Here is an 18,994-nt window from a genome sequence, read left to right on the forward strand (position 1 = left end):
GACCGCACCACGCCGAGCGGCGCCAGGCGCTGCCACAATGGACGGATGGCAGAACGCTGGGAGTTCTGGATCGACCGTGGCGGCACGTTCACCGACGTGGTCGGCAGGCGGCCGGACGGCCGGCTCGTCACGCGGAAGCTGCTGTCGCACAATCCGGAGCGGTACCGGGACGCAGCCGTCGCCGGGATCAGGCTCCTGCTGGAGCTCGGGCCGGACGAGCCCATCCCGCCGGACCGCATCGCCGTCGTCAAGATGGGCACGACCGTCGCGACCAACGCCCTGCTGGAGCGCAAGGGCGAGCCGACCGTGCTGGTCGTCACCGCGGGCTTCCGCGACGCACTGCGCATCGCCTACCAGAACCGACCGCGGCTCTTCGACCGCCGGATCGTGCTTCCGGAGGCGCTCTACGACCGGGTCGTGGAGGTTCCGGAACGGCTGGACGCGCACGGCGGCGTCGTACGGGAACTGGACCTGGAGCAGGTGACCGAGGCCCTTCGCCGGGCACGGGACGACGGCTTCCGCAGCGTCGCCGTCGTGCTGCTGCACGGCTACCGGCACGCAGCACACGAGCAGGCCATCGGGGAAGCCGCCAGTCGGCTCGGCTTCGCCCAGGTCAGCTGCTCCCACGAGGTCAGTCCGCTGATGAAACTGGTGTCCCGGGGCGACACCACCGTCGTGGACGCGTATCTGTCGCCGATCCTGCGGCGCTATGTCGACGGCGTCGCCGAGGAGTTGCACGGCATCCGGCTGATGTTCATGCAGTCCAACGGCGGGCTGCGGGAGGCCGCGCACTTCCGGGGCAAGGACGCCGTGCTCTCCGGTCCGGCGGGAGGCGTCGTGGGCATGGTGCGCTCGGCCGCCGAAGCGGGTCACGACCGCGTCATCGGGTTCGACATGGGGGGCACGTCGACCGATGTGTCGCACTACGCGGGAGAGTTCGAGCGGGTCTTCGGCACCGAGGTGGCCGGGGTACGGATGCGCGCCCCGATGATGAACATCCACACCGTCGCGGCGGGCGGCGGCTCGGTCCTCCATTTCGACGGGCGGCGCTACCGAGTCGGCCCCGACTCGGCCGGGGCCGTTCCCGGCCCGGCCTGCTACCGGGGCGGCGGCCCGCTGACCGTGACCGACGCCAACGTGATGCTGGGCCGGGTGCAGCCCGGCCACTTCCCGGCGGTCTTCGGACCCAAGGGTGACGAGCCGCTCGACGCCGAGGTGGTCCGGCGGAAGTTCACCGAGCTGGCGGAGGAGGCCGCGGCCGCGGTCGGCGACCGCCGCACCCCCGAGGAGGTCGCCGCCGGGTTCCTCGACATCGCCGTGCTCAACATGGCGAACGCGGTCAAGAAGATCTCCGTCCAGCGCGGCCACGACGTCACCCGCTACGCGCTCACCAGTTTCGGCGGTGCCGGCGGACAGCACGCCTGCGCGGTCGCCGACGCGCTCGGCGTCAGCACGGTGATCATCCCGCCGCTCGCCGGCGTGCTCTCCGCGTACGGCATCGGGGTCGCCGACGCCACCGCCATGCGTGAGCAGTCGGTCGAGGCCCAGCTGGCCGACGCCGCCATGCCGCGGATCCGCGAGGTCTGCGCCGCCCTCGCGCGGCGGACTTCTGCCGAACTGCTCGCCGACGGCGTCCCGCAGGAGACGATCTCCACCGCCTCCCGGGTCCACCTGCGCTACGCGGGCACCGACTCCAGCATCCCCGTGGCGCTGGACACCGCCGCCGCGATGCGCGAGGAGTTCGTACGGGTCCACCGCACCCGCTATGCGTTCACCATGGACAAGCCGCTCGTCGCCGAGGCGGTGTCGGTCGAGGCGGTCGGTTCGGCGAGCGAATCGAGCGGCTACGCCGTAGACCTCCCGCCACGCGACGGCGAGCTGACCCCGGCGGCGACCGTGCGGATGTTCACCGAGGGCCGCCGGCAGGACACGGCGCTGTACGAGCATGCCGACCTGCGTCCGGGCGACAGCGTCACCGGCCCGGCGATCATCGCGGAGGAGAACGCCACCACCGTCGTCGACCCGGGCTGGCAGGCGGCCGTGGGACGGCGCGGCCACCTGATGCTCACCCGCGTCCGTCCGCGGCCGGGCACGGTCGCGGTCGGCACCGAGGTGGACCCGGTCATGCTCGAGGTCTTCAACAGCCTCTTCATGGCCATCGCCGAGCAGATGGGCGTGCGTCTGGAGAACACCGCCCACTCGGTCAACATCAAGGAACGGCTGGACTTCTCCTGCGCGCTCTTCGACGCCGAGGGCAGTCTGATCGCGAATGCCCCGCACATCCCCGTGCACCTCGGCTCCATGGGCGAGTCGATCAAGGAGGTGCTGCGGCGCAACGAAGGGGCGATGCGACCGGGTGACGTCTACGCGATCAACGACCCGTACCACGGCGGCACGCACCTGCCCGATGTCACCGTCGTCACGCCCGTCTTCGACACGGTGACATCAGCGGCTGGCGCCGCGGGGGGAGAGGACCTGCTGTTCCTCGTCGCGTCGCGCGGTCACCACGCCGAGATCGGCGGCATCACCCCCGGCTCCATGCCCGCCTTCAGCCGGACCATCCAGGAGGAGGGCGTTCTCTTCGACAACTGGCTTCTCGTCCGGGACGGCCGGCTGCGCGAGACCGAGACGCGCGAACTGCTCACCTCCCACCCGTACCCCTCGCGTGCTCCCGACGCCAACCTCGCCGACCTGCGTGCGCAGATCGCCGCGAACGAGAAGGGCATCGAGGAACTGCGGCGGATGATCGAGCAGTTCGGCCTGGATGTCGTGCAGGCGTACATGCAGCACGTCCAGGACAACGCCGAGGAGTCCGTGCGCCGTATCCTCGCCGGGCTGAACGACGGCTCGTACCGCTACGAGACCGACAGCGGTGCGGTCATCCAGGTCGCTTTGCGCGTCGACCGTGCGGCGCGCAGCGCCGTACTCGACTTCACCGGGACCTCCCCGCAGCAGCCGGGCAACGCCAACGCACCGTCGTCCGTGGTCATGGCCGCGGTGCTCTACGTCTTCCGCACGCTGATCGCCGAAGACATTCCGCTCAACAGCGGCTGTCTCAAACCTTTGGAGGTCCGCATCCCGGAGGGCTCGATGCTCGCGCCCACGTTCCCGGCGGCGACAGTGGCGGGCAACGTCGAGACGTCCCAGGCGGTGACGGGCGCGCTGTACGGTGCGCTCGGCGTGCAGGCCGAGGGATCCGGCACGATGAACAACGTGACCTTCGGCAACGAACGGGTGCAGTACTACGAGACCGTGGCGAGCGGTTCGGGTGCCGGAGAAGGCTTCGACGGGGCCGACGCCGTGCAGACCCATATGACCAACTCGCGGCTGACCGACCCCGAGGTCCTGGAATGGCGCTATCCGGTGCGCGTGGAGGACTTCTCGGTGCGGGACGGCAGTGGCGGGCGCGGCCGGTGGCACGGCGGATGCGGCGTCACCCGCCGTATCCGCTTCCTGGAGCCGATGACCGTGGCGCTGCTGACGGGACACCGGAGGGCGGCGCCGTACGGCATGGCGGGCGGTGAGCCGGGGGAGCTGGGCGCGAACCTCATCGAGCGGGCGGACGGGACGGTGGAGGCGCGGGACGGCTGCGATGTCGTCGACGTGGGCGCCGGTGACGTGCTCGTCGTCCGCACGCCGGGCGGTGGCGGCTACGGCCCGCCTCCGGCGGAGGGGTGACCTTAGGTCCCACAAGGTTGCGGGCAGTCGTTCCGCGGGGGCGTGGGGGCACCTCCCAGCGGTAGCTGGGGGAGGGTGGGCACAACCGGCCCGCACCCGGCGACGGTCCGCAACTGCAAGCCGGAGGTTCCCGCTTCGTACGCGGCTGCACGCCGGTGGTGGGCACAACGGGGTCAGACTCGCGGCACGAAACGCACTGGCGTGCCGGGGGCGGCCTGGGCTGCGGAGGGCAGATGGGCCTCCGGTACGACGCCCACCACGGGGTAGCCGCCCGTCGTCGGATGGTCGGCCAGGAAGAGTACGGGACGGCCGTCGGGCGGCACCTGGAGGGCGCCAAGGACCATGCCCTCGCTGGGGAGTTCGCCGTGCACGGCTCGTTCCAGCGAGGGTCCCTCGATGCGCAGTCCGATGCGGTTGCTCGCGGCCGAGACGCGGTAGCCGCCGGTCGCGAGCAACCGCAGGGACGCGGCGGTGAACCAGTCGTCGCGCGGACCCGGCACCACCGGCAGCACCAACTCCCGCGGCGGCCCCGGGCAGGGCAGGACGTCCGCGCCGCGCGGCGGTGCGTGGGGCACGCCCAGCGGGAGCATCGCGCCGTCCGAGAGCGGCGCCGGGCCCAACCCCGAGAGCACATCGGTGGAGCGGCTGCCGAGCACCGGTTCGGCGTCCACCCCGCCCGAGAACGCCACATAGCTGCGCACCCCGTGGGAGGCGGCTCCGGCCTCGAGCACCGACCCGGCCGGTACGCGCACGGGCGCGCCCCAGGGGGCTGGGTGGCCGTCCACGGTGACCGGGCAGGGGGCACCCGTGACGGCCGCGGTCACCGCCGACCGGACCCGTACCGCGCAGCCGTCGAGCGTCGTCTCCAGGGTCGCGGCGGTGACCGGGTTGCCGACGAGCCGGTTGGCCAGCCGGTGCGCGGGCGGGTCGAGCGCTCCGGCTCGCGGCACCCCGAGGTGGGCGTGGCCGGGCCGCCCCAGATCCTGAACCGTCGTCAGCACGCCGGGTCGTACGACCGTGACGGCACAGTCCGTCATGCTGCGGTCTCCGGGGTCTCCGGGGTCTCCTGAGGCTCCTGAGGCTCCTGGGGCTTCGAGACGAAGCGCACCCGCGTCCCCGGTGTGAGCAGTGCCGCCGGGTTCCGCCGGGGGTCCCACAGCACCGCGTCCGTGGTGCCGATGAGCTGCCAGCCGCCGGGGGAGGAGCGCGGATACACGCCGGTGTACGGCCCGGCGAGCGCGACCGAGCCGGGCGGGACGCCGGTCCTCGGGGTGGCGCGGCGCGGGACCCGGTAGCGCTCGGGCAGCCCGGTGAGATAGCCGAAGCCGGGTGCGAAACCGCAGAACGCGACCCGGAATTCGGTGCCGGAGTGAATGCGCGCGACCTCGTCCGGCGCGACTCCCCACGCGTCGGCGACCTCCGCGAGATCCGGGCCGTCGTAGCGGACCGGGAGCTCGACGGTGATCTGCTGCCGGCGATCGAGCGGCGGTATGTCCCATTCGGCCAACTCGGCGGCGAACCAGCCGGGTTCGTCCAGTCCGCTGAGCAGCACGGTGCGCGCCGCGGGCACGATCTCCCGTACGGCGGGCAGCACTCCCGCCGCGGCGCGCCGCAGCAGCTCGGCGTGGAGTGCCAAGGCCGCCACGCCGCTGTCGAGCTCGATCAGCAGCCCATGGTCCCCGACCGGCAGACTTCTCACGTGAAGGCCTCCACGCGTATGCCCGCGGCCTCAAGTTCGGTGCGGATGCGGCGGGCGAGAGCGGCGGCGCCGGGGGTGTCGCCGTGCAGGCACAGCGAGCGGACGTCCACCTCGATCCGCTGCCCGTCGACCGCCCTCACTGTCCTGTCGCGGGCGATCTCGAGGGAGCGCTTGACCACCGCGTCGGGTTCGGTGAGGACGGCCCCGGGCTCGCGGCGCGGCACGAGGGTGCCGGCCGCGGTGTACGCGCGGTCGGCGAAGGCCTCGGCGACGACCGGCAGTCCGGCCCTGCCGGCCGCCTCGTGGAGGCGGGAGCCGGGCAGCCCGAGGACCGGCAGAGACCCACCGGCGAGCAGTACTCCCTGGACAACGGCGGCGGCTTGCTCCTCGTCGTGCACGCTGCGGTTGTAGAGCGCGCCGTGCGGTTTGACGTAGCCGACCGGCGCTCCGGCCGACCGGGCGAAGACCTGCAACGCACCGATCTGGTAGGCGATTTCGTCGGCCAGTTCCTGCGGCGGTACGTCCATCGCGCGGCGCCCGAAGCCTGCGAGATCCCGGTAGGAGACCTGCGCGCCGATGCGGACTCCGCGCTCGGCGGCCAGCTCGCAGACCCGCCGCATGGTCGAGGGGTCGCCGCCGTGAAACCCGCACGCGACGTTGGCGCTGGTGATGACGGACAACAGGGCCTCGTCGTCGGTGAGTGTCCAGCGTCCGAAGCCCTCCCCGAGGTCGGCGTTGAGGTCGATCAGCGGGTGGGTCATGCGAGAGGTGTCTTTCGTCGGTCGATTCTCTGGGGTCTCTTGAGCTGCGCGGCCGTCAGAGCAGCTCGCGACCGCGGGTCTCCGGCAGGCCGAACAGGGCGAGTACCGCGATGCCGTAGCCGATGGCACCGAAGATCAGCGCGCCGCCCACGCCCCAACTGCCGGCCAGGAAGCCGACCAGCGTCGGGAAGAACGCCCCCAGGCCACGACCGGTGTTGTACGTGAAGCCCTGCCCGGTGCCGCGCACCGCGGCCGGATAGAGCTCGCTGAGGAAGGACCCGAACCCGCTGAAGATGGCCGACATGCAGAAGCCGAGGGGGAAGCCGAGGACGAGCAGCAGGCTGTTCGCACCGGACGGGATGTTGGTGTAGGCGAAGATGCAGATCGCGGAGAGACCGGCGAACAGGGTGATGTTGCGCTTCCGGCCCAGCTTGTCGGTGAGGTATCCGCCGGTGAGATAGCCGATGAATGCGCCCGAGATGAGGAACGTCAGATAGCCGCCCGTCCCGACCACGGTGAGACCGCGCTCGGTCTTGAGGTAGGTGGGGACCCAGGTGGCGAGGGTGTAGTAGCCGCCCTGGACGCCGGTGGACAGCAGCACGGCGAACACCGTGGTCCGCCCCAGGCCGGGCCCGAAGATCGCGGTGAACGAGCCCTTCTCGGCGCTCTCCCGGCGGCGCTCGGCAGCCTCGGGAGCGTCGCTGACGTTGCGCCGGACGTACAGGATGAGCAGGGCGGGGAGCGCTCCGGTCCAGAACAGCACGCGCCAGGCGGTGTCCTGGTCGAGGAACCGGAAGACCAGGGTGTAGACGACGACCGCGAGCGCCCAGCCGACCGCCCATGAGCTCTGGATGGCGCCGAGGGTGCGGCCGCGGTGCTTCGCCGAGGCGTACTCGGCGACCAGGATCGCGCCGACCGCCCATTCGCCGCCGAACCCGAGGCCCTGGAGCGCGCGGAAGACCAGCAGCATCTCGTAGTTGGGCGCGAAGCCGCACAGGACGGTGAAGAGCGCGTAGGTGCCGACGGTGATCACCAACGCCTTCACCCGGCCTATCCGGTCGGCCAGGATTCCGGCGAGCGCACCGCCGACGGCGGAGACGACCAGGGTGACGGTGGTCAACAGACCGGTCTGGCCGGTGTCGAGGCTGAAGTACGCCGCGATGGCGACCATGCCCAGCGGCAGAGTGAAGAAGTCATAGGAATCCAGGGCGAATCCGCCGAATGCGCCGCCGAAGGCGCGGCGGCCGCGCGGACTGAGGGCGCGGAACCAGGCGAAGGCTCCGCGTTCTTCGGAGCGATCGCCACGGTGGCCGGGCTCGGGGCGCTCGTCGGGCGGCGCGAAGCGGGGCGGAGGAGTTGTACCCATGTGCACCTCGCAGAGGGAGAAGGGTGCCGCGGAGAGTGGGGGAGGCGCTGGGCGGCTGCCCGGCGCCTGCCACAACGTAGAGGATTGTTGAACGATCCGGCAAGGGGTGTGTTGTCTTGTTCCCCCACCTACGATTGACTTCCGGTCAGGCGGAGTTGAGTGGCGGTGCGGGCTGCGCATCGCGAGCGAGTCAGGGCCAGGGGGCGCTGTGAGGACGACAGGAGCCGAGTCGGCCGGGCTGGCGGACGACCGTGCTCTGCTGGGCCGTACCAGTACCGCGGAGCGGGTCGCGGACATCCTGCGCACCCGGATCGCGGAAGGGTTCTTCCCGCCGGGGGCCCGGCTCTCCGAGGAGAGCATCGGGGGTGCCCTGGGGATCTCGCGCAATACGCTGCGGGAAGCGTTCCGCCTGCTCACCCATGAGCGGTTGCTGGTCCATCAGCTCAATCGGGGGGTCTTCGTCCGGGTGCTCGCCGTCGAGGACGTGGTGGACATCTTCCGCACACGGCGGCTCGTGGAATGCGCGGTGGTGCGCGGACTGGGGGAGCCGCCGTATCCGCTGGACGGGGTCGCCGCCGCGGTCGCCGACGGGCGGCGCGCCGCGCAGGAGCGGAACTGGAAGGGCGTTTCGACCGCCAACATCCACTTCCACCGCGAGCTCGTCGCTCTCGCCGGGAGCCCGCGCACGGACGAGCTGATGCGCAGCGTCCTGGCCGAGTTGCGGCTGGCCTTCCATGTGGTGGACAGCCCGCGCCGCCTCCATGAGCCCTATCTGCTGCGCAACGGTGACATCCTCGATGCCCTACGGGCCGGGGACGTCACGGCCGCGGAAAGCTTGCTCGGCGCCTACCTCGACGACTCGCACCAGCAGCTCGTGGACGCCTATGCGCAGCGCGTCGGGGGCCAAGGCGGCGCGGGCCCGGCGGCTGCCGTCATGCGTCGGCCTTCATCATGATGTCGAGGATCATCCGCTGGGCGTCGCTGAGATAGCGCTCGAGCTCGGCTTCCGCGCGGTCGCTCGCACCGGATTCGAGCAGCGCTGCGATGGCCTGGTTGCGGTGCAGGAACGGTTCGTGCAGGTCGCGCGGCGAGGGCATCGCCAGGAAGGCGAGGCGCAGTTCGGCGAGCAGCCGGCTCAGGTACTCGTCCAGCCGTGGGCTGCCGGCCAGTCCGCCGAGCGCCTGGTGGAAGTGGAGGTCGGCGGTGCCGACCATGGACCAGTCGCCGGACTGCGCCGCCTTGGCCCCTGCGGCGACGGCCTGGCGCAGTGCGCCGAACCGTTCGGGTGGCGCGTCGGGCGCGGCGCGCACTCCGGCCGTCTCCAGTGCCCGTCGAACCGTGTAGATGTCGATGACATCGCCGGGGCCGAGCACCCGTACGAACACACCCCGGTTCAACTCGTGGACCACCAGTCGGCCGTCGGCCAGCAGCCGGAAGGCCTCGCGCAGCGTGTTCCGTGAGACGCCGAGACCCGCGCCGAGCGACTCCTCGGACAGCCGGGTGCCCGGCGGCAGGATGCCGCGTGCGATGCGCTCGCGCAGCACTTCGGCGACGCGCTGCGCCGCACCGCCGGCGGTGCCCACCGTCTCCATGGGATCTCCCGTGTGCAGGTGGTGATACGCGGATGCCCCGTCCGTCGCGCACATCACCATCGGTCTGGTATGGGGTTAATTGTTGATCAATAGCCTAGTTCCTTCGGTCACGGCCTCGCCCCCAGTGCCGGCGGTGCCGCCCCAACCGTGCCCTTTCGGTCGTTGTCAGTCCGAGGTCCTAATCTGTGCGTCGTGACTTCGCACCCGTCGGACCTCGCTCCGCCCCAGCTCAGTGGGGCACTGCTCGGCTCGGCGGCCCGGCCCGCACCCGGCCCGGCCGCCGACGAGGGCCTGGCCCGGCGGCTGCGGGCGCTGGCCTGCACCGCACCGCTGCACGACCTGGATGCTCGCAAGGCCAACCTCGCGGGCGAGTACTCGGTCTATGCGATGGCGGAGGTGGCGCTCGCCGCGATCGACCTCGTCACCCTCCACATGGACTTCGACACCGGTGCCGACCACGAAGAGATCGTCGCCCGGCTGCTGCCGCGGATCGCCGCCCAGGCTCCGGCCCGGCCCGTCGCCGAGCACGAGCGGGTCGCCCGCTGGGTGCTGGAGAACTTGATCAACGTCGGCAGCGTGGACCGCGGCTTCCGGGCCGTGTACGGCACCTTCGGGCCCGATGGCGCGTACGTCCGGCGGGACTACGACTTCAAGCTGATCGAGGAGGTGCCGGGCCCCGGCGGGCGCGTCTATCTGCGCACCACCGACGAAGCGGTCAACGTCCTGGTCGGCGCGCTCGACACCGATGTGACCAGTGCCCAGATCGCCGCCGAGGTGAAACTGGAGGTGCTGATCAGCCGTGGCCGGCTCGCCGACGCCCAACTCGCCGCCGAGCAGGCCCGCTACCGCACGGTCCAGTACGCCGAGACGCTGCGCCGGACCCTCGACGCGACCCGGCGCAACGTCCGCGCGGTCGACTGGCTGCGCACGGTGCCGGACATGATCGCCGAGGCACTCGACCACGTGGCGGACCGCTACCGCCATGAGAATGCGATCCTGACGAACATCCGCCGTGCTCGCGACGAGGCCGAGACGGGCGCCGACCACAAGACCGGTGAGCACAAGCGGCGCGCCGCCGAACTGGTCGACATCGTCAAGGACTGCATCCGCCGCCACACCCAACTGCAGTCCCGGCTGCTGGAAGCCGGTCCGCTGTTCCGCGCCGAGCAGGACCGGCAGGCGTTCACCACCCCTGCCGCCAGGTCCGGCCTCGACCTGTACGGGCAGCTCGTCGCCCCCGTCCTGCCCCTTCCGCTGGAACAGGCGACCCGGGTCACCGATGCCTTCTTCGCGCGCGGCACGGGACTGCGTCCTCCGGCCGCGGTACGGGTCGGCGACCTGGTGGAGCTGCTGCTCACTCCGCCCGTGGAGCGCGAACACCTCGGTGCGGAGATGCCCGAGCCGGACCTGGTCGCCACGCCCGACGACAGCCGCTTCAGCGAGGAGCAGTTCGCCTCGGCGATGGAGCTCCTCGACCTGCCGGCGGACGCCCCGCGCCGACTCTCCGGTCTCCTTGCCGAGGCCCGCCGCCGCGACCCCGAACTTCCCTACCTCGTCGCGCTCCTCGCGGTCCACGCCGCCGCTCCGTCGGTCGGCACCGCCTACCGCCAGGGCGAGCAGCGTCTGCTGTTCGCGGTCGACGACGGCACCGAACTCGACGACCCCGAGTTCGGCGGAGCGGACCTCATCGTCGGCACGGCTCTCCTCGATGCCGCGAGCATGGCCGCGGCCCGATCGGAGGCCGCGTAGTGACTGTCGAGTACGACGTCGACGAGCCCTCGGTGGAGCCTGGTGGCTCGGCTGCCGCCACCGGCAGTGGCATCACGCCCGCAGACGCGTCCGACGCCGCGCGCCTGGTCGCCTTCGGGCTGCAGCCCAAACTGCTGCCCGCGCGCGACCCGGAGTACGCCGAGCTGCTGCTGCGCCACCGCGACGACCCCGCCTTCGCACGCCTCGCGGACGCCGTCGCCGCCGGGCTCGGCCTGGTGGTCCTCGAGGTGTCGACGCGCGCCGGGATGGCCGTGGCGGCTGCCGAGGACTCCGTCTTCGCGGTCCGCATGGGCGACTACGCCCGCCGGGCCTCCTCCGACTCCACCGACCGCTTTCTGCACGGACTCGCGCATCTGGCGGTCGCCGCCCTGGCCTTCCCCCGTCCTGAGGACCTCGCCGACGACGGCTACATCGGCCGTATCACCGTTCACGGCGTCGACGCGTTCGTACGACAGGCCTGCCGCCGCCTCGAGGAGCGGGCCGCGCAGCAGGGGGAGAACACCGACCCCGCCACCGACGCGCCCGGGCTGGAGTCCGCCTGGCGAGTCTGGGCCCGCCGCACCGCCACCGGCGCGACCAAGGACGCGCGGCGGCTGGCCGGTTCCACGACCGGGATCGTCGGCAAGGCAGTCGCCTTCCTCAGCGACTCCGGCTTCCTGCAGCGCACCGGTGACGACGCCGGGGGCACATACCGCACCACGGCCCGGTACCAGCTGCAGGTCCGTGACATGGCGGGCAGCTCCGCCATGGCGGAGCTGCTGGCACTCGGCGTCGTGCCGGTGAGTGACGGCACCGCGACCCTCCTCCCGCCCGACGACACCGACGACCTCCACCTGGTCGCGGACGCCGGTCTGCCCTTCTCCGAGAACCAGCACCGCCACAGCTGAACCCCACGACGACAACGAGAGTCCGCCGCCATGTACGAGCTGTCCCGAGTCCGCCTCTACTCCATCGGGCCCGCCGGTGCGCGCTACGCCGACACCGTGCTGGACCTGCGGGGCGTGGGCGAGCCCGTGGCCAGCCCGGCACCCACACAGGCGGACTTCTTCGAGGACGAGCCCGTCGGTCCGCCGCGCCGGCCCGCCCCCGCGGGCGTGCTCTTCCTGGAGAACGGCGGCGGCAAGTCCGTACTCCTCAAGCTGATCTTCTCCGTGATGCTGCCCGGCCACCGCAACACCCTCGGCGGCGCCAGCTCCGGTGTTTTGCGGAAGTTTCTGCTGGCCGACGACTGCGGGCAGGTCGCCCTGGAGTGGCAGCACACGGTGACCGGCGAGTGCGTGGTCGTCGGCAAGGTCAGCGAGTGGCGGGGCCGTCAGGTCTCGGGCGACCCGCGGAAGTTCGCCGAGGCGTGGTACTCGTTCCGGCCGGGACCCGGCATGAGCCTCGACTCCCTGCCCGTCGCCGAGTCCACCGCCGTACGTCCGCCCGTCGAGGGCATGTCCGGGGCGCAGGGCCGCCGCCGCACGATGAAGGGCTTCCGGGACGCCATCACCGAGGCGGGAAAGGCCTATCCGGGCCTCGACGTGGTCTGGGAGGACATCCACGAACGGTGGAACGAGCACCTCGGACACCTCGGTCTCGACCCCGAACTCTTCCGGTACCAGCGGGAGATGAACGCCGACGAAGGCGAGGCGGCCGGTCTCTTCGCGGTCAAGAACGACTCCGACTTCACCGATCTCCTGCTGAGGGCCGTCACCGACACCCGTGACACCGACGGGCTCGCCGAGCTCGTCCACGGCTTCGCGAACAAGCTCGGCCGCCGATCCGAACTCACGGCGGAGCGCGACTTCACCGCCGGCTCCCTGGAGTTGCTCTCCCGGATCACGGAGGCCGCCGAGCAGCGCGAGCGGGCACGCGAGGTGCACGCGGGGGCGGATCGCCGCACCCGTACGCTCGCCCGCCGACTGGCCGCCCGTGGGGCCGAGGAGCGTGGCCGAGCCACCGAACTGGCCGAGCAGGTCACCGCGGCCGCCCACGCGGTCGGCGAAGCCGAGGAGAGCCGCGGCCGCAGCCGCCTCGTCGCCGCCGAACTCGCCTACCGTCATGCGTCGCTGGCCCTGGCCGCGGCGGAGAAGGCGGCTGCCGCACAGCGCCGCGAGCTGAGCGACGCACGGACCCTGCACTCGGCCTGGCAGGCGGCCGAGGTCGTGCTCCGGCATCGCGCCGCCGCCGACCGTGCCGCCCGGGTGGCCGCGGCGATCCGCGAGGCCGAGCGGGACGCGGCCCCCGCGCTCGCCGCCCGCGCTCGCGCCGCCACCGATCTCGTCCGGGCTCTGCACGCCGCCGCGGAGGACGGCGAGGGCATCGCGGGCGCGGAGGAGGAGCGTTCCGCCGCCCTGCAGGCGGCCGGCGAGGCGGCGCACCGCGATGCCACAGCCGCCGCCACTGACGCACAGCGCGCCCGCAGCGAGGCCGAACACCTGCGCCTGCGGCTCGCCGAGGTGGAGCGGGAGACCGCCGAAGCGGTACGGACCGGCTGGCTCGATAACTCGGAGCCGGACGCCGATCCGGCGCGGGTGGCGCTCGCCGCGAGCGACGCGGAGAAGCACGCGGTGGCGGCATGGGACCATGCGCGCGAGACCGCCCGGCAGACCGCGGACCGGGCGCGGGAGGCGATGGCGGAGGAGGCCCGCGCCGAGCTGGCCGCGGCGCGAGCGGCGGACGCGGCCGAGGCCGCGGAAGCCGGATACGCCGCGGAGCGGCGGGCCGCCGAATCGATCGGCGCGGAGGAGCGCTTGGCCGAGCTGCTGGGCCTGTCCCACCCGGCCCCCGCCGACGTGCCCCGGCCTGGCCGCGGCGGGGCCCGGCCCGGCTCCGTGCCTCCGCCTCGCGGGCGGTCGTCGGAGCCTCCGGTCGCCGGCCCGACGACTCACGCGGCGACGGCCGGTACGCACGGCAGGGGCGTGAGCGCCACGCTGCCCGCCGCCAGCCGCCCCGCCGCGGACGGCCCCGGCCAGGACTCGGCGAAGGCCGGGGGGCGGTCCGCCAGCGGCGACCCCGCCGTTGAGACCGGTCCCACTGATGCCATGGGCGCAGCGACCGGACCTGCCATAGACGCGGGCCTCGCCGCGACGGGACGGGAGAACCCGCGCACGTCGGAGGAGCGAGGAGGGGGCGCCACACGAGCCGGTTCCGGTGGTCCCGACAGCACCCAGGCCTCCGCGGACACGGAGTCGGCTGGAACGGAGTCCGCGACCCATCCGGCGGTTCGGGCTGATGCACCCGCCCGAAGCACCCGCGCCGACGCGACGCTGGGCAGCGCTGCAGGCGCAGGTGACGGTCGGTTGGAGGGGGCGTACGGCCTGCCCGGGGGAGCAGGTTCCGTGGCCGAAGGCCCTGCATCGGCCGGCGTTGACGCACTGGGTGTGCGAGGCCGACGCCCGGGTGCGGACGAAACGGACGGTGACTCCGAGCGGGCCGAGGGCGGTGACGATCCGTCCGGTGACGAGCAGGTGGCGCTCCGCCCTGCGCCGGCACGGCGCCCGGATGGTGCGGAAGGCCCCCTGACAGCCGATGAACTGGACCGCAGCGCTGATGCCCTGCGCGACATGCTCGACGAGAGCATCGCGTCCGCCGAGCGGCAGCTGTTCGAGCTCCGCACGGCCGCCGCCGATGACGCGCGCATCCTCGCGGCGCTCGGTGACGGCGGACTGCTCCCGCCCGGCCCCGACGTCCTGTCGGCCGTCGAGTATCTCGGCGAGCACGGCATTCCCGCGCTGCCCGGCTGGCGTTACCTCGCCCAGGCAGTCGATCCCGCCGACCACGCCGCCGTGCTCGCCGCGCGCCCCGAGCTGGTCGACGGGCTGATCATCACTGACCCGGATACCCACGCCCGAGCCCGCGAGGTCCTGGCCGGCGCCGCCCTGCTGCCGCGGTCCACCGTCGCCGTCGGCACCGCCGCCGCGCTGCTCGCACCCACCCCCGCCCCCGGCGCACAGGACAGCGGCGTCTTCCTCGTACCCCCCAACCCTGCCATGCACGACGAGCGCGCGGCCGACGACGAGCGGCAGGCGCTGCGCGCTCGCGCCTCCGCCCGCGACGAGGAGATTCGCGCGCTCGCGGCCCGCCTCGCCACCGACCGCGCCCTCGCCGGCCGGTTGTCCTCCTGGCGCACCGGCTGTCCGCCGGGCCAACTCGCCGAGCTCGCCGCGGCCGCCGCAGCGGCCCGTGACGCAGCCGCGACGGCCCAGCAGGAGCTCGCCGAGGCGCGTACGGTCCGGGCCGAGACCGACGAGATCGCCGCGGAGGCGGCCCGGGTTCGGGACGAGCGTCAGGAGGCCGCGCAACGCGCCCGCCGGGCCGCCGATGCCCTGGCCGGGCTCGCCTTCCGGCTCCGCGAGCGCGCCTCCTGGCAGACGCGCCTTCGCGAACTGGCCGACGAGGCCGCCGAGGCCGAGGCGCGAGCCGCGGCCTGCCTCGCGCGGGCCCGGGCCGCCGACGAGGACCGCCGGGCCGCGCAGCGCGCCGCCGACGACGCCCGGCGTACCGCGCGGGCGCTGCGTGCCGAGCGCGCCGAGATCGCGGGTGCCCCCGACGACGCAGGACCGGACGCGGCCCAGCCGCGCGCCGCCCTTCCCGCGCTGCGCGAGGCCTACCGGGCGGCCTCCCAGCTGTACGAGAAGGTCGGCGTCGGCACGGACCTGCGCGCCGAGCAGGCCAGGGCGGAGAGCGACGAGAGCGCCGCACTCGCCGAGCTGGACCGGCTCACCAACAAGGTACGCACCCGCGCCGCCCAGCTCCTCGAATCCACCGACGGCGCGGACGGCCCGTCCCGGCAGGCCGCCGCCGCCCGGGCGGAGTCCCTCGTGCAGATGCTCGAGACCCGCGCCTCGGCGGCCAGCGAGCAGCTCGGGCGGCTGCGCGGCGAGGCCGAGCGCCATGCGCCGCAGGAGGGAGATGCGCACACCTCGCTGCCGGACGCGTTGGTACCCGCCGACGCCGATCAGGCGAAGGAGCTGCTGCGCACCGCCACGTCCGAACTCGCCGACCACACACAGGCTTTGGAGGCGGCCCGTGCCCGGCACGCGGACCTGCTGAGCGGTCATCGGGCGGCCGAGGACGCGGCCGGTGGCTTCGACGAGATCGCGGTCCTGCTGCGCGATCTGCTCCGGGACGGACGGGACGGTCAGGGCGCGCAGGACCAGGAGGCGGAGCCGGCCGAGCCGTACGCCGGCGACCTGGAGACGGCCCGTCAGGCCGCCGCCGAGGCCCGCCGCTCCCTGCGGGGCTGTGCGGCCGGCCTGTCGTCCGCCGAGACAGCCGTGCGCGAGGCGAGCGACGTGCTCGTACGGCACGCCAACTCCAGCCGCTACGAGCAGGTGCGTACGCCTGCCCGCCAGCAGATCCGCGAATTGCCCGCCGCCGCGTTGCCGGAGCACGCGGCGGCCTGGGCCGAGGCGTTCGCGCCCCGGCTGCGCGTCCTGACCGACGAGCTGGCCCAGCTCGAGCGCAACCGCGACAGCATCGTCGACCGGCTCCGCGGACTGGTCGAGTCCTCGCTCACCACCCTCCGCTCCGCCCAGCGGCTCTCCCGCCTCCCCGAAGGTCTGGGCGAGTGGTCGGGACAGGAGTTCCTGAGGATCCGCTTCGAGGACCCCGACCAGGCCACGCTCACCGAGCGACTGGGCGAGGTCATCGACGAGGCCACCCGCGCTGCCGTGAGGAAGAACTCCGACCTGCGCCGCGATGGCATGTCGCTGCTGCTCCGCGGGGTGGCCGCCGCACTGCAGCCGCGGGGCGTCGCGGTCGAGATCCTCAAGCCGGACGCGGTGCTGCGCGCCGAACGGGTCCCGGTCGGGCAGATGGGCGACGTCTTCTCCGGCGGGCAGCTGCTCACCGCGGCCATCGCGCTGTACTGCACCATGGCCGCGCTGCGCAGCAACGACCGGGGACACGACCGGCACCGGCACGCGGGCACGCTGTTCCTGGACAACCCCATCGGCCGGGCCAACGCCACGTACCTGCTGGAGTTGCAGCGGGCCGTCGCCGATGCGCTCGGCGTCCAGCTGCTCTACACCACGGGCCTGTTCGACACCACGGCGCTGGCCGAGTTCCCGCTGGTCATCCGGCTGCGCAACGATGCGGACCTGCGCGCAGGACTGAAGTACATCAGTGTCGAGGAGCATCTGCGGCCCGGTCTGCCGCAGCAGGCGGCCGGGGAGGAGACGGTGCACGGCGAGGTCACTGCGACCAGGATGTTCAAACGGCCGCCCGCGGCGCTGTCCGGAGCCGAGCCCGCTGATTAACCGCGTGAGCGCGTGACCGCCGTCGGACTCCGTCAGCCGGTGGGTGTCGGAGCGTCGGGCTCTCCGCCCGCCTGCGAAGGGAGACGGTCCAGCCGCCAGGCCACACCCGCATCGTGCGCGTATCGCTCGCGGAGCAGGGTCTCGAGGCGGTCCCGCAGCTGCACCACCTGGTCCAGATAGCCGTTCTCGCGCCGCAGTTCCCGGTCCGCCGCGAGTAGTTCCGCATGCTGGGCGTCGGCGACAAAACTCCGCAACTCGGCAAGATCCAGCCGCCGGTTGAGCTCGTGGACGGCGTCCCGCCACTCGTAGAGCACAGCGCGCAGACGGCCGTGCGCCCGGTCGGCGAGAACGCCGGAGATCAGCGCGGCGTCCGTCGCCGAGAGCACCAGACGAGGAAAGACCCGGTGAGTGGGGCGTAACGGGTCGAGTGGACCGAAGCGCGTGTCGTCCAGGATGCCGGTGTTCTTCAGCAGCTCGTCGGCGAGCGCCTGCAGCGTCTGCCGCTCGCGCTCCTGCGCCGCGGCACGCCGCTCCGCGAAGACCCCGCTGATGGCGGCGACGAGAGCCAAGGTCTGGATGACCGGCTCCCACTTGCCGCCGAACGGTGCGGTGACCAGCCAGCTCACGCAGACGCCGAGGGCGAGGGCCAGCGCGCCGAAGGTCAGGACCGAGTAGCCCGAGTGCCGCATGGGCCGCAGCGCCATAGGTCAGTGGAACGGGTTCGGCGGCGGTACGGGGCGGTGACCGGCGATGGCCCCGGACTGCAGAAGAACCAGGTCCATGCCGAACCGGGGTTCGCCGAAGGCGGCGTTGAAGCCCGAGCGGGTACGGGCGGCCTCCACGGCCTCGGCGTCAGCGAGCATCTTCTCCAGACCGGCCCACGAGTACTTGCGCGTGATCAGCAGCCGGATGGTGTCCTCGTCCGGGAACTCCACGCGGCTGCGGTCGGGCAGGGTGAGCCGTAGCTGCCGGCCCGTACGGTTCCGGTACACGACCTTGACCAGGAGCGCCCGGTCGTCTTCCACCGCCGGGTCGAAGGAGACGCTGGCCATGTCGATCTGCAGGTCCGTGTACTGCATCACCGCGCTGGTGACGAACTCGCCGAAGCGGGGACTCGCGCGGTACTCCCGCGCAGCGGCGGCTGCGCTGTCCTCGTCCAGCCGCTCGGTGCTGGCGACCTCCAGCATGAACCGGTCCTGTGGCCGCAGAAGCTGGCCCATCAGCAGCGCCAGCAGGGCGGTGTCGTCCTCGAAGTTGGCCAGAGTGTTGCCCAGCAGCGAGTAGACCACCGGTTCGTCGCCCACCAGGCGCTCCACCAGCCGGCGCAGGCCCATCACGTTCTGCGCGGCGGAGAAGTCGAGCTGGACGGGCACCACGTTGCCCACCGGTATGTCGAGGTGGCGCAAGGCTTCGCGCTGACCGAGCCGCAGCATCTCGGGGCTCACATCGACCGGTAGGTAGCAGAGGCCGGGGTGGTCCCGCCGCAGCCGCTCCAGCACCGCATGGTCCTTGTGCCCGGTGCCGGTGCCCAGGCTCACGTAGTGGAACCGCTGCCCCTCGAGGGCGCCACCGATCTGCTGCCAGCGCCGCGTGAACGACTCGATGCTCTCCCGCATCACCGGATAGAAGAGGTCGGAGCAGGCGTGCACCCACGCGACGGTGGACTCCACGCCCCAGTACGAGAAGCCGGAGGAGATCCGTTTTCCGTCGCCCGTACGTGAGAACGGCGCCCGCAGTTCGCCAGTGAGCTGCGAGAACTTCTGGGACTGGTCCTCACCCACCATGCACAGGGTCCAGGAGAACCCCGGTTCGGCGAGCGCTCCCTCGAGTCGCTGGACGGCCTGTTCCCGCGCGGCCATGGACGACGCACCCCCCGCTGTGTG

General features: G+C 72.7%; 12 protein-coding genes. 5 read left to right on the top strand and 7 right to left on the bottom strand.

Annotation, left to right across the window (positions count from 1 at the left end; translation table 11 throughout):
* Nucleotides 1-45: 45 nt before the first annotated feature.
* The gene (locus ACTWQI_RS12355; protein ID WP_443269875.1) at nt 46-3,678 is read left to right on the top strand and encodes a hydantoinase B/oxoprolinase family protein; all 3,633 of its coding nucleotides are present in this window, start codon (nt 46-48) and stop codon (nt 3,676-3,678) included.
* Between the two features lie 173 nt (nt 3,679-3,851).
* Here ACTWQI_RS12355 and ACTWQI_RS12360 read toward each other — a convergent pair whose 3' ends face one another.
* From ACTWQI_RS12360 to ACTWQI_RS12375, 4 genes are read right to left on the bottom strand one after another with little or no spacing between them, the layout of a single operon-like run.
* Nucleotides 3,852-4,715 (bottom strand): biotin-dependent carboxyltransferase family protein, encoded by an 864-nt coding sequence (locus ACTWQI_RS12360; RefSeq protein ID WP_443269876.1) that lies wholly within the window; start codon nt 4,713-4,715, stop codon nt 3,852-3,854.
* Nucleotides 4,712-5,377, bottom strand: coding sequence for a 5-oxoprolinase subunit B family protein (locus ACTWQI_RS12365; RefSeq protein WP_443269877.1), 666 nt, complete (start codon nt 5,375-5,377; stop codon nt 4,712-4,714). Before ACTWQI_RS12365 ends, ACTWQI_RS12360 begins: the two co-directional genes overlap by 4 nt.
* Complete coding sequence (locus ACTWQI_RS12370) at nt 5,374-6,138, bottom strand: LamB/YcsF family protein (RefSeq protein ID WP_443269878.1); 765 nt, start codon at nt 6,136-6,138, stop codon at nt 5,374-5,376. Before ACTWQI_RS12370 ends, ACTWQI_RS12365 begins: the two co-directional genes overlap by 4 nt.
* A 55-nt stretch (nt 6,139-6,193) precedes the next feature.
* On the bottom strand, nt 6,194-7,504 hold the full coding sequence (locus tag ACTWQI_RS12375; protein ID WP_443269879.1) for an MFS transporter: 1,311 nt from the start codon (nt 7,502-7,504) through the stop codon (nt 6,194-6,196).
* A gap of 208 nt (nt 7,505-7,712) precedes the next feature.
* Here ACTWQI_RS12375 and ACTWQI_RS12380 point away from each other — a divergent pair, with 208 nt between their 5' ends.
* A complete protein-coding gene (locus ACTWQI_RS12380; RefSeq protein WP_443269880.1) occupies nt 7,713-8,459 on the top strand; it encodes a GntR family transcriptional regulator in 747 nt (248 codons plus the stop codon).
* Here the strand turns inward: ACTWQI_RS12380 and ACTWQI_RS12385 are convergent.
* A complete protein-coding gene (locus tag ACTWQI_RS12385) occupies nt 8,437-9,096 on the bottom strand; it encodes a GntR family transcriptional regulator (RefSeq protein WP_443269881.1) in 660 nt (219 codons plus the stop codon). The genes ACTWQI_RS12380 and ACTWQI_RS12385 overlap by 23 nt on opposite strands.
* A 192-nt stretch (nt 9,097-9,288) precedes the next feature.
* Here ACTWQI_RS12385 and ACTWQI_RS12390 point away from each other — a divergent pair, with 192 nt between their 5' ends.
* The 3 genes from ACTWQI_RS12390 to ACTWQI_RS12400 are packed head-to-tail and all read left to right on the top strand — an operon-like array spanning nt 9,289 to nt 17,111.
* Nucleotides 9,289-10,845, top strand: coding sequence for a hypothetical protein (locus ACTWQI_RS12390; RefSeq protein ID WP_443269882.1), 1,557 nt, complete (start codon nt 9,289-9,291; stop codon nt 10,843-10,845).
* 32 nt (nt 10,846-10,877) lie between these two features.
* Entirely contained in the window at nt 10,878-11,753 is an 876-nt protein-coding gene (locus ACTWQI_RS12395; protein ID WP_443269926.1) for a hypothetical protein, read from the top strand.
* Between the two features lie 30 nt (nt 11,754-11,783).
* Nucleotides 11,784-17,111: a hypothetical protein gene (locus ACTWQI_RS12400; protein ID WP_443269883.1), complete on the top strand. Its 5,328-nt coding sequence runs from the start codon at nt 11,784-11,786 to the stop codon at nt 17,109-17,111.
* Nucleotides 17,112-17,143: 32 nt separating this feature from the next.
* On the opposite strand, the gene ACTWQI_RS12405 is transcribed toward ACTWQI_RS12400, so the two are convergent.
* Both ACTWQI_RS12405 and ACTWQI_RS12410 read right to left on the bottom strand, forming a co-directional pair.
* Nucleotides 17,144-17,815, bottom strand: a complete 672-nt coding sequence (locus ACTWQI_RS12405; RefSeq protein ID WP_443269884.1) for a hypothetical protein — start codon at nt 17,813-17,815, stop codon at nt 17,144-17,146.
* 3 nt (nt 17,816-17,818) lie between these two features.
* Complete coding sequence (locus ACTWQI_RS12410; protein ID WP_443269885.1) at nt 17,819-18,970, bottom strand: L-histidine N(alpha)-methyltransferase; 1,152 nt, start codon at nt 18,968-18,970, stop codon at nt 17,819-17,821.
* Between the last annotated feature and the right edge of the window lie 24 nt (nt 18,971-18,994).

Origin of the sequence: Streptomyces sp. KR80 (genome assembly GCF_052245555.1) — a bacterium.
GTDB lineage: Bacteria > Actinomycetota > Actinomycetes > Streptomycetales > Streptomycetaceae > Streptomyces.